General features: G+C 66.1%; 9 protein-coding genes. All 9 read right to left on the bottom strand.

What is annotated here, in order from left to right; all coding sequences use genetic code 11:
• Nucleotides 1-19: 19 nt before the first annotated feature.
• Nucleotides 20-1,702: an amidohydrolase gene (locus tag AC1DCF_RS14870; protein WP_477211709.1), complete on the bottom strand. Its 1,683-nt coding sequence runs from the start codon at nucleotides 1,700-1,702 to the stop codon at nucleotides 20-22.
• Between the two features lie 45 nt (nucleotides 1,703-1,747).
• On the bottom strand, nucleotides 1,748-3,175 hold the full coding sequence (locus AC1DCF_RS14865) for an aldehyde dehydrogenase family protein (protein ID WP_477211708.1): 1,428 nt from the start codon (nucleotides 3,173-3,175) through the stop codon (nucleotides 1,748-1,750).
• 944 nt (nucleotides 3,176-4,119) lie between these two features.
• Nucleotides 4,120-5,910, bottom strand: coding sequence for an HNH endonuclease signature motif containing protein (locus tag AC1DCF_RS14860; RefSeq protein ID WP_477211707.1), 1,791 nt, complete (start codon nucleotides 5,908-5,910; stop codon nucleotides 4,120-4,122).
• A gap of 274 nt (nucleotides 5,911-6,184) precedes the next feature.
• Nucleotides 6,185-6,901 (bottom strand): DUF2652 domain-containing protein, encoded by a 717-nt coding sequence (locus AC1DCF_RS14855; RefSeq protein ID WP_477211706.1) that lies wholly within the window; start codon nucleotides 6,899-6,901, stop codon nucleotides 6,185-6,187.
• Between the two features lie 71 nt (nucleotides 6,902-6,972).
• The gene (locus AC1DCF_RS14850) at nucleotides 6,973-8,673 is read right to left on the bottom strand and encodes an MFS transporter (RefSeq protein WP_477211705.1); all 1,701 of its coding nucleotides are present in this window, start codon (nucleotides 8,671-8,673) and stop codon (nucleotides 6,973-6,975) included.
• A gap of 74 nt (nucleotides 8,674-8,747) precedes the next feature.
• Entirely contained in the window at nucleotides 8,748-9,062 is a 315-nt protein-coding gene (locus AC1DCF_RS14845; protein WP_477211704.1) for a hypothetical protein, read from the bottom strand.
• Between the two features lie 123 nt (nucleotides 9,063-9,185).
• On the bottom strand, nucleotides 9,186-9,794 hold the full coding sequence (locus AC1DCF_RS14840; RefSeq protein WP_477211703.1) for a dihydrofolate reductase family protein: 609 nt from the start codon (nucleotides 9,792-9,794) through the stop codon (nucleotides 9,186-9,188).
• Between the two features lie 133 nt (nucleotides 9,795-9,927).
• The gene (locus AC1DCF_RS14835) at nucleotides 9,928-10,620 is read right to left on the bottom strand and encodes a potassium channel family protein (protein WP_477211702.1); all 693 of its coding nucleotides are present in this window, start codon (nucleotides 10,618-10,620) and stop codon (nucleotides 9,928-9,930) included.
• A gap of 117 nt (nucleotides 10,621-10,737) precedes the next feature.
• Nucleotides 10,738-11,121 carry an SHOCT domain-containing protein gene (locus tag AC1DCF_RS14830; RefSeq protein WP_441789193.1) on the bottom strand — a complete coding sequence of 128 codons (384 nt, stop codon included), beginning with the start codon at nucleotides 11,119-11,121 and terminating at the stop codon, nucleotides 10,738-10,740.
• Nucleotides 11,122-11,224 lie beyond the last annotated feature (103 nt).

The raw sequence follows: 11,224 nt of genomic DNA, 5'->3' as shown, positions 1-11,224 counted from the left end.
AACGGGGGTGGAACAGGACCTATTCCGCCACGAATCCGCTTGGCACCTTGCCGCTTTGATAGCCTTCCGATTTCTCGACGTACGTCGCCCGACCCAGGAGGTACGTCGCCCGAATCGTGTTCGTCGGAAAGAGGGCGGGCGCCTCGAACCGAGGGTCGCGGGACAGCACGGCGAAGTCCGCGCTATTGCCCACCTCAAGGGTGCCCCAGGGGTGCTCGGTCGTGTCGGCGAAGGCTTGGTACGCGGTCCCCCGGGTGTAGAGGTCCATCGCCGACTCGAGGGGAAGGATCTCCTCGGGCATCCAGCCACCGACGGGGTCGCCGTCGACGGTCGTGCGGGTTGCCGCGATCGCGATCCCTTCCCGCGGGTCCGCGGAGGAGCACGGCCAGTCGGAGCCGAAGGCGACCCTCGCCCCGGAATCGGCGAGCGTGCGCAGGCGGTACTGCCGATCGGAGCGTTCCCGCCCGAGACGAGGAACGGTGAGCACCGTCATGAGCGAGTCTTGCTGCGCCCACAGCGGCTGCATGTTCGCGATGACGCCAAGCTCGGCGAAACGGGCGAGATCGCTGTCTTCGGCCAGCTGAACGTGGGTGACCACCGGGCGCGTGCCGAGCTCGCCGAGCACGTTCTTGGCGGCCTGCATCGCATCAAGTGCGGTGCGCACGGCGTCGTCACCGATCGCGTGAACATACGGCTGGAAGCCTTCCGCCTGAACCGCGGTCACCGCTTCGGCAAGGTGCTGCGGCTGCCACACTCGCATACCCCGGTGGTGACCGGTGCAGTACGGCTCCAGCAGGGAGCCGGTCTCGTTCTCAATCACGCCGTCTGCGTAGAACTTGATCGTGTTCGCGGTGAGAAGCGGATGGTTCAGGGCACGCACACGCTCGCGGGCCGCAACAAGCGCCGGAAGTCCCGTGGGAAACTCTCGGGGGTCAGCGAGGAAAGCCAGATTCATCCGCACGCGCAGCATCCCGCGTCGGGCCGCCTCAAGGTACACGTCGACGTCGCCGAGCGGCACCAGGGAGTCGTGCACATAGGTGATGCCCAACGACGTGAACATGTCGATGGCCCGGCCAAGAGCCCGTATCCGTTCTTCGAGCGGATGTCCCGGACTGACCTTCAGCATCAGGTCTAGGGCGCCCACCTCGCGGAGCGTGCCGAGCGGTTCGCCATCGGCGCGCCGTGGGATCTCGCCGAGCACCGGTTCAGGGGTGTCCCGGGTGATGCCGGCCCGGCGGAGGGCTTCAGAGTTGCACCAGAGCGTGTGGTAGTCCCAGGCGTAGAGCACGACCGGCCGATCCGACACCGCGGCATCCAGCCAGCGAGCGTCGAAGAGGCCGCCGTCGACGAGCGAACCGTTGTACGACGCCCCCAGAATCCACTCGTCCTCGGGATGCGCGTCGGCATAACGTCGCACTTCGCCGACGATGGCCTCGACGCTCTCGAGACCCACGATTTGGGGACCGCGCTGCTCCAGACCTCCATCGATCGGATGCGAGTGGCCTTCGTTGAAACCGGGCATCAGAAATCCGCCGTCGAGGTGCACCCGCGCGGCGTCAATCTGATCGGCCCGTTCGGCAGCGGCCGCATCGAATGCGGTGATCACGCCGTCTTCGACGAGCACTGACGTGTGCTCGGCCTGGTTCGTCCCCGACCAGATCGTGCCGCCGTGAAAATAGGTTGCGGGTGCGGTTGCAGCCATGGTTATCGTGTCTCCGTTGACTCGGATGTGGTCTTCCAGGTGGTCTTAGAGGCGGCGCTCGGAGTACCAGTGCGGCTGGCTCGTCAGCCCATGCTCGATCCACACGTGCTTGGCCTCGGTGTAGGCGTCGAATCCTTCTTCGCCGAGTTCGCGGCCGAGGCCGGCCTCACGGAAACCGCCGAAGGGTGCTGCATAGTTATCGGGCAGCGGGTTGTTGATCCAGACCGTTCCGACCTTCAGCTCCCAGGCGGCCTTCATCGCCAGGCCGAGGTCGCCGACCAGAACGTTGCAGCTCAGGCCGAAGCGGTTGTCGTTGGCATACGCGATGCCTTCCTCGAACGTCGCGATCGGCACGATCGGCGCGACCGGCCCGAAGATCTCGCCGAGCTCGTTGATCTGCTCGTGGTTCAGGCCACGGATGAGCGTGGGCTGGAAGTACGCGCCCACTCCGTCGATCGGTTCCCCGCCGAGAAGAAACTCAGCGCCGGCCTCACGGGCGCGACGGCAGTAGTCGACCAGACGCGCCTGGTGCGCGAAACTCGCCAGCGGCCCGACATCCGTGCCGGGGGCAAGCGGGTCGCCGACGAGGAGAGCGCTCATTCGAACGGCCAGCTTCGCGGTGAATTCGTCGACGATGGTGTCGCGCACGAAGAAGCGCTCGGCCGCGGTGCAGACCTGGCCGTTGTTGGCGAACTTCGCAAACAGCGCGGCCTCGACCGCGAGGTCGAGATCGACGTCGTCCCAGACGATCATCGCGTCATGGCCCGACATCTCGACCGAGCAACGCTTCGCATCCTGGGCGCAGAGCGCCAGGATCTTCTTGCCCACCGCGGAGCTGCCGGTGAACGCGATCTTGTCGATGCCGCGGCTGCGCACGAGGGCCTCGCCGATGTCGGCGCCGCCCTGCAGAATCTGGTGCACGCCCTCCGGCAGATCCAGTGAGGCGACCAGGAGCGGCAGTGACAGCATCGTCTCCGGGGACGGCTTGGCGATGATGGTGTTTCCCGCGGCAAGAGCCGGGGCGGCCTTCCACGACCAGAGCAGTAGCGGGTAGTTCCAGGGCAGGATCGCTCCGACGACGCCGAGCGGTTCCTTGATCACCAGGCTCGTCGAGGTTGGGGTCGCCTGGGGTGCGAGCCGGCCGCCCCGGGTGCGCGCCAAGCTCGCGTAGTAGTCGAAGACATCCGCCGCGGCCGCGACCTCGAACTCGGCTTCCATCAGCGGCTTGCCGCTTTCGAGCGTCAATGCCTGGGCCACCTCGCCGGCGACGGCGCGCATCTGCGTCGCGCAGGCCCGCAGCACGTTCGCGCGCTCAACTGGGGTCTGGCTGGACCATTTCTCGAACGCGTTGCGGGCGATGACGACGGCGGCCTCGACATCGCTCACGGTGGCCATCGGGACCTCGGCGATGAGCGCCCCATCGATGGGGCTGATCGCCTGGGCGGTGTGCTCGGAAATCAAACTCTGGGTCATGACTCACTCTTTCTGCGGCTGCACGGCAACGATGTAGGTTTCCGAGCTCTGGTGTTTGCCAGCTACTCGGGGTGAAGCAAGTTTGGCCGGGCTGTCAGTCAGCAGTGATGACAGGTCCAGATTCAGTAGCATATCCCTCACACGCGCCCTGTCAGTGGCGCAAGCTGCAGCCACACTCGTGCTTCACCGGCGCACTCGCTGATCTCATCACGTTGCCGACCCTGTTCTGGGGCGAATCAGGTTGCCATCTAGACAGCTGGTGGTGCGGTTACAAACGGTCGAGGTGTCTCCGGAGTGTGTCGCGGGATCCCGATGGTCGAGCTAGTCGAGTCACTGCATGGATGGCGACCGTGTTGTTGGTTGAGGAGGTCGCAACGACGTGGACTATGACCATTTCGGTGGTTGAGGAGCAGCCGACGGAGGAGGCCGCGTCTCGAAACCAAGCGAGCCGACCTCTGAACGTGGGGCGCGTCTGAGGGCGGTCCGGCGGAGGCCACTTCGACAAGTTCAGTACATCGCTCGAGACGGCCGCGGGTGGCCTCCTCGACCAGCGAGAGGGTGACGTCCGCCGCGGCCAGACCCGTTCCGGTGGTCGAGCTTGTCGAGACCGGGTGAGTGATTCTCGACCATTTCGGTGGTTGAGGAGCAGCCGACGGAGGAGGCCGCGTCTCGAAACCAAGCGAGCCGATCTCTGAACGTGGGGCGCGTTTGGGGGTCGTCCGGCGGAGGTCACTTCGACAAGCTCAGTACATCGCTCGAGACGGCCGCGGGCGGCCTCCTCGACCAACGAGAGGGGGACGTCCGACGCGGTCAGACCCGTTCCGGTGGTCGAGCTTGTCGAGACCGGGTGCGCCGAGCCGTGGGCGGTGGGTGCGTTGTATGGGGCGTCCGGCGGAGGTCACTTCGACAAGCTCAGTACATCGCTCGGCAGGCTCGACCACCGGTCAACCGGCCCGTCGGGCGGGTGGCGGCGCCGCCTGCTGCGCGGAGTGCGCCACAGGGTGCTGAGCGGGCTGGTGCGTAGGCTGTTCCGCGGGTTGCCGTCGGGGCGGCGCCGCGGGTTGTTTCGATGGGAACAGCTCCAGCATGAGCGGGCTTTTGCTCGGCATCGGGATGGGGGTCTGGTCGGCGTCGAGGGTGGCCGGTGGGATGAGCCAGTAGTCGGCTCCGGTGCGCCGGACGTGCCAGCCGTTGTTGTGGAGCAGCAGGTGGTGGGCTTTGCAGAGCAAGATGCCGTCGGCGAGATCGGTTTTGCCGTGTTCGGCTTTCCAGTGGTCGATGTGGTGCGCTTCGGTCCAGGAGGCGGGTTTGTCGCAGCCGGGCCACCGGCAGCCGCCGTCACGGGCGGCGAGCCCGACGCGTTGCCGTGCGGTGAAGAGGCGTTGGTCGCGGCCGACGTTGATGCACTGCCCGTCGTCGTCGAACTCGACCCCGGTGAGCCCGGAGCAGAGCAGCCGGTTCACGGTTTCCATCGACACCGGGTCGGGGTGCCCCTCGATCTGCCCGTGCCCGATTCGAACGAGGTCACTGCCGGGAGGGTCGGTGCAGGTGGGGGTCGGCCCGGCTGAGGATCCAGTCGGTGGCGATCCGGTCGGTGAACCGGTCAGGCCCGATCCGACCGCGGCTGCTCCGGTCAGTGCAGACCCGGTTGAAGAATGGCCGGCCGCGGGTCCGACGGACGTCTGACCGGCGGGCGTCTGACCGACCCGGTTCCGGAAGGCCGGGCCCGGGATCGTGTGAGCGAGGTCGTGTTCGGTGACGAGCACTCGGACGGCCGGCCGGCGGGCGAAGAACACCGTGTTCGGGTCGGCCTCGGCCGCGATCTGCAACAGCGCCAGGATCGTGTCCGCGGCGATCTGCTCGATGCTGCGTTCGTCGTCGCGGAGGGCGTCGGCGCGGGCCTGGGTGCGCGGGTCGACAAAGCGGGGTCCACCGCGGCGCGGCGACGTCGCCCCGTCGACGATCAACTCGACGAGGCGGCCGTCCTCCGGCGGCAGCAACGCCGACACTCGGTACATGCCGTCGGCTTGCCGCCAGATCCGGAAACTGCGGGCATCCCGCTGGGTCTTCTCCCGCCGGGCGATCCCCTCCGCATCCAACTGGTCGCGGAGCCGCCGCGCCCGGCGCAGCAACTGGTCGGCGTTCAGCGTCCCGGCCTCGCCGAGGAGGAACTCCGCGGCGGCGGCGAGCTTGTCGGCGGGCACGCCCGGGTCGATGTCGCCGAGGCCCTTCCGGATCGCCTCCGCCGCATCCACGGACAGGGTCCCGGCGTGGACCGCCCCGGCGACGACGGCCAACCAGGGGGCGGCCAGACCGGCCAGTGCGGCCCGCTGCTCGTCGGTCAGGGAGTCCGGGTCGGCCTGTCGCAGCTGGTGCTGCAGCTCCTCGGCGGCCTCGGTCTGGGTGAGCATCGTGCCGACCGCGACCAGTTTCACCGCCTCGGCGCGAGTGCCGCCGGTCGCCGACTGAATCAACTCCACCGGGGAGAGGAACCCGTTCCGTTGCGCCAACCCCGAAAACCCGAGTTCCCGGGAGGAGCGGCGGGCGATCTCCCCGGCCGCCCACGCCGCATGCGTCTCAAACGACCGCCGGATCAGGCCAAGCTGCGTCTGCGACTCCAGCAAGTCCACATCACTGAGCGCCGCATAGCCGGCCGCACCGTCACCGATCCGGGCGACCGCCGAGGCGGCCTCCCGGAGTTGATCAGGCAGAGGCTGATCGGTGAGATTTTGCATACTCCCAGACTAGAAATAGGGGGAGAGCTGAAACCCGGGTACCGCAGATCCGTGAGCAACTTCTCGACCACCCCACCTGTGGAGGAGCGTTCAGACACCAACCGATCAAACGGCACGCGCTGATCGAGCCGATTGGGCTTCTGGAGCCAGGTCTCGAGACCGGCCCACCGGGTCTCGACAAGCTCGACCACCGGACGGATGGTCGCCGCGATCGCGGTTCGGCAGGAATCGAAGCGCGTGCCGGACCGAAGCTCCGGCCACGAACAGCCCCGAGCTACCGCGCCGACGTCCCACGCCGAGAACGCCGTAACCCGACCATGTACGGCAAGCCCAGACCCGCCGCCGCGAACGTTCGCCCGAGGCGTCCACGCCACGACGGCCCAGGCAACGGCGGGAGCGGGTCGTCGAGATCTTCGACGTCGACAAAGTACGCGCGCACGGTTCCGATCCCCTCGAGCTCGTGCGAGATCTCCTGCACGGTATCGGGCACCAGCGTCTCGCCGGTGCTGTAAAGCTCCTCAGAAAGCAGCACGTACTCCGGTATGTTCACCGGGTTCTTCAGAAGCCGGTGCACGAGGATGACGTCGATCCCGACGAGCTTCTGCCGTTGCCGGATGGTCTGGGTCGCCACATCCCCGATATGTGCCACGAACTTCAGTTTCAAGTTGTCGGCTTCCTTGCACCCCGCGCACGGGCAGAGGTTTGTCGCGACATTCTGCCGCTCAAGATGGAATGCCCGATGCATGGCGACGGCAACCTGGAGAATCTGCGTGACGGTGGTGTCGGGATCGCTCGTGTCGGCCTGACGTGAGAGAAAGGCCGCGTCACCTTCGATTTCGATGAGATCGTAGCCGGGAGCGGCGTCGATCATCTTGTCGAGCATCCGTGCGGTGTTGACTTCGGCGTGAGCGAGACTCATGCGGTGACTGCTCATGTAGTCGGTGTACCCACCGATGTCTGCGATCAGCAGCACTGCGCGCCCGGAATTCATGCCCCAAGGATCTACCCAAAGCCGGGGTTACTCAACCAGCGAGGCCTTGACGACCACGACAGCGACGACTCCTATGGTTTCGGCGCTTCCGGCGGCGGTTCCTCGAACGGATTCTTCGGGTCAAAGCGATCCAACAGCACGTCGACGGCCGTTGACGCCTGCTGAGCGCTCGGCGTGTAACCGAGCACGACGGGGAGGAACCGGTCCGATTCCAGCGCCCGCAGCCGCAGGTCGCTTCTGGCCACCACGGTGGCCGTTCGGCGGGTGCGGCGAAGCAGCGCGATCTCACCGAAGCCCTCCCCTGGTCCGAGTGTTGCGATGACCCGACCGTTGCCCACCACATCCGCCTCCCCCGACTCGATCAGGTAGTACCGGTCGCCGATATCACCCTGTGCGAACACCACGTGACCCGTGGCCACGCTGACCGGTTCCAGACCCCGGGCCAGCCGCTCGACAGCGGGCAGCGGCAGAGGGCGGAACATCGGCACCCGCTGCAGCAGTCCGGTATCCAGGTCCAGGATGTCCACGGACCGGTCGAGAGATCGCAATCGTCGCCAGGCAGCCGCCGCCAGCGCCGGGCACACCAGTCCGATCGTCACGAGCGCGGTCTGCACACCGAACCAGTCGATCATCAACGACGCGACGATGGCCCCGATCCCGATGAACACGGTGACCAGACCCTCCAGCACGCCGAAGACGCGGGCCAGCACCTCATCGGGGGCCATCCGACCGATCAGGGTGAACCCGGCGACATCGATCAGGGCATTGCCGACCCCGACTAAGGCCAACAGGACGAGAGCCGCGGACTGCTGTGGCACCAGCCCGACAAGGGCGATCGGCAATCCCCACAGGCCGACCCCGATGGCGAACCACGCGCCCAGTCGTCCGGTTCCGACGAGAAGCGAAGCCGCGAGCGACCCCAGAACCGCGCCCACCCCGACGGCGGCCATCAGTGCACCCACGCCGGGCTCGCCGGTTCCGAGCAGCTCGATCGCCACCACAACCGAGAGCACGGTGAGCGCGCCCCGGGTGAGGGCCTGGGCCGCAGCGAGACCCAGGATGAGCGCCAGGTCACGATTCTGCGCAACTGCCCTAATCCCCTCAGCTGCCTCCCGAACCAGATTGGGGCGCCGCGGCGCCGGAGGTCGCGGTGGGGCGTCGTACCRCAGCCGCAGGAGAAGGGCGGCAGCCCAGAATGACGACGCGGCCGCGACCGCGAAGACGACATCGACGCCGGTGAATTGGAGCAGCACCGCTGCCAGCAGCGGACCCACGAGGGTGGCTGCGGAGTCGAGCAGCCCCCGCACGACATTGGCGCTGGCGAGCTCGTACCCGGTGCGGCAGAGCGATGGCAACAGCGCAGAGTGCGCCGGGCGGTAGAGGGTGGCCGCGATCGTCGACAGCACGGCAAGCGCGTAGATGACCATCGGCGGACCTGCCACCGCAGCGACCACGGCGGCACCGGCGGTCGCGACTCCGCGAATCGTGGACACCAGGATGAGCACCCTCTCTCGGCGCCCGCGGTCGGCGATCGGAGACAGCAGCGGGGCGAGGATCGCGGACGGCACCATCCGAAGCAGTCCCACCAGCCCGAGCGCGGTCGCTCCGCCGTCGCGGTAGGCGACGATTCCGAGCGCAACGGTGAAGGCCCACTCGGCGGTCCAGGCGCCGAGAAAGCTCAGCTGGGCGCGGCGAAGGTTGGGGTTGCGCGCATTGCTCGTGAAGGCAGCGGCGGCTTGGCCAAGCCTGCTCCGGCGTCCGTCGACTCCCATGAGGGGAGTCTAAGTCGCGGATGCGGCGTCACCGAGAGGTCGCGGCTCACAGTCCTCAGGCGAATCAGAACCGTTCAGCTGCCGGGCACGTTCCCGATCCAAGCGATGGGAGTTCCACCCGTCGGAAGCGGCCGCCGGTCTTCATCAAATAGCGGGTTCGCCTTGCCGATTTCTACGACGGATGCGTGCAGACGTTCGGCCCTGCGCCGAGCCCGAACCTCTCTGACGACGATGACGACGCCTCCGGCCAGGAGCGCAACACCGCCGACTACTTCGAGCACCGGCAGCGCGCCAACGGCGCCCGTCGTGAGTTGAGAGATGCCGAACGGCAGCAGGAGCCAGGCCCCCACCACGAGGATGACGCCAAGCACAATTCGGAGAGTGCTCAAGCGAACGGCTCGAATTCGTCTCTCCTCTTCGGCGAGGGCGCGAGCTATGTCTGCATGAACCATGAGCACACCCTCCAGTCGTCATCCGTCGATCTTCGAGAAACTGTGTGAAGTTCTTGCAGCCTACTGCCCTGGTGTGCCCGATCCAGTAGGCCGATAGGTATTGATCACCACACCAGAGGGCAGAGCGAGACTCTCAGCCAAGGAAAACCGTGTAAACGGAAACCCGTCGGAGAACAGTTTCTTGCCCGTGCCGAGCACAAGCGGGTAGACGACGAGACGGTACTCGTCGATCTGGTTGTGTTCGGCCAGCGACTTGATCAGTTGGCTGCTCCCCCAGATGCGAATTTCGCCACCTGGCTGTTCGCGCAGCTTCGCAACTGCGGCCGGCACATCTGCGCCGAGGAGATGTGAGTTCTTCCAGCCGAGCTCGGTCAGCGTGCGCGATGCAACGTACTTGGGGATGCGGTTATACAGCCGAGTCAGCTCACCCTCGAAGCCCTCGGCGTTCTCGTCCCACACGCCCCACGCTCCGGCGAAGATCTCATAGGTCTTGCGCCCGAGCAGCAACGCTTCGGTCTTGCTCTCCCATTCTGCGACGATGCCGCCGCCGGCATCCCTGTCCTGCCACCCGCCGTAAGCGAAGCCATCTTCCGTGTCTTCTTCCGGACCACCGGGTGCTTGGACGACGCCGTCGAGGGTGATAAATGATTGGACCACTACTGAGCTCATGTCGGTTCCTCCTTGTGTCGTGGCGGCACATCCCCGACCATATTCCGACATCACATTTCGTGAAATGACCTTGCCCCGACACCGCTACATATGGTTCCGACTCGCTTGTCGAACGTCGGAGATGCTTCGCCTCTCAAACGTCGGGAGATGAATCGTCGCCTTCAGCATGACTTTGGCGCACATGCGTGATGCGTTCGTTCAGAACGGAGACGATCGTCGCGCTGGCCGTGCCGATGATCGCGATACCGCCCGCCATCAACACCACCGCCAGCAATCGACCCGTAACGGTGACGGGCGTATAGTCGCCGTAACCAACCGTGGCTACTGTCACACAGGCCCACCAGATCGAGTCTCCGAAACTCACGATCGTCGCATCTGGAGCATCGCGTTCGACCGCGAGCACCGCCAGAGCGATCACGTAGATGAAGAGCGTCGCGAATGCGAGCGCGGCCACGACCAGACGGGAGCGCACCGAACCGCCGCTGTTCCCCCGGAACCAGCGGAGGCGTGGCAGCAACGTCAGCAATTGAAACGGACGAAATATGGGTACCACGGCGGATGCAACCTCCGCACTATGCGTTCGGAGGAACCGCGTCCGGGAGCGTCGCGGAGTCAGAGACACCCGCACAATCAGGTCAACGATGTACGCCACCCAGATCAGACCGAGGATGACGGTCAGCGCGACCTGCCATGCTTGCGCCAGGTCGGGCACAAGCACCAACACGGAGTACCCGAACAAGAAGAACGCCGACGCAATCAGAAGTGGCGTCCCGGTTCGGTGCTCCCACAGCTGCCGCCGGGCCGCATCCACTTTTTCGGTGTTCACCGGGGCAGCCTCCGTTTTCTAGCCGCCACCGCGCGGGGCGGGGCGGGAACGTTCATACGGAGGGCTGACCCGGCGAACTCTACGGGCAGAAGCCCGAGACCAAAGGTTGGTCTGGCGTCAAGCGTTTGCCAGCGTTTTGGACTTGAGTGCGTCGTACTCGGCTTGGGTGATCGCGCCCGAGTCGAGCAGCGACTTGGCCTTCTCAATTTCGGCGGTCGGACTCGAGGTGCTCGCAACCGTTCGAATGTAGTCATCCGTCGCCGCCTGCGATTGCCGCATCTCGCCCGCTCGGCGCTCCGCCATGCCCCGGCCGCGCGCGATCAGGTAGATCAAGGCAGCCAAGTACGGCACGAGCACCAGGAAGATGACCCAGAGCGCCTTCTCCCAGCCGTTCAAGGTCCGGTCGCGGAAGACATCGATCATGACCGTGATGAAGATCCAGATGCAGGTGACGAAGATGTAGAACCAGAAAAACCAGACGAGGTAGTCCCAAAAGCTCATGTGCTGCTGCCTTCCGCTTTGCGGCGTGCACCGCACGCCGAGTTTGACTGAATTCTTCGGGGCGGCCAGGAACCCTGCCTCATCCGAAATGGATGATTCCGGG

Source organism: Leifsonia sp. 10L418 (assembly GCF_056395445.1).
This window is presented reverse-complemented; position numbering and strand designations above follow the sequence as displayed.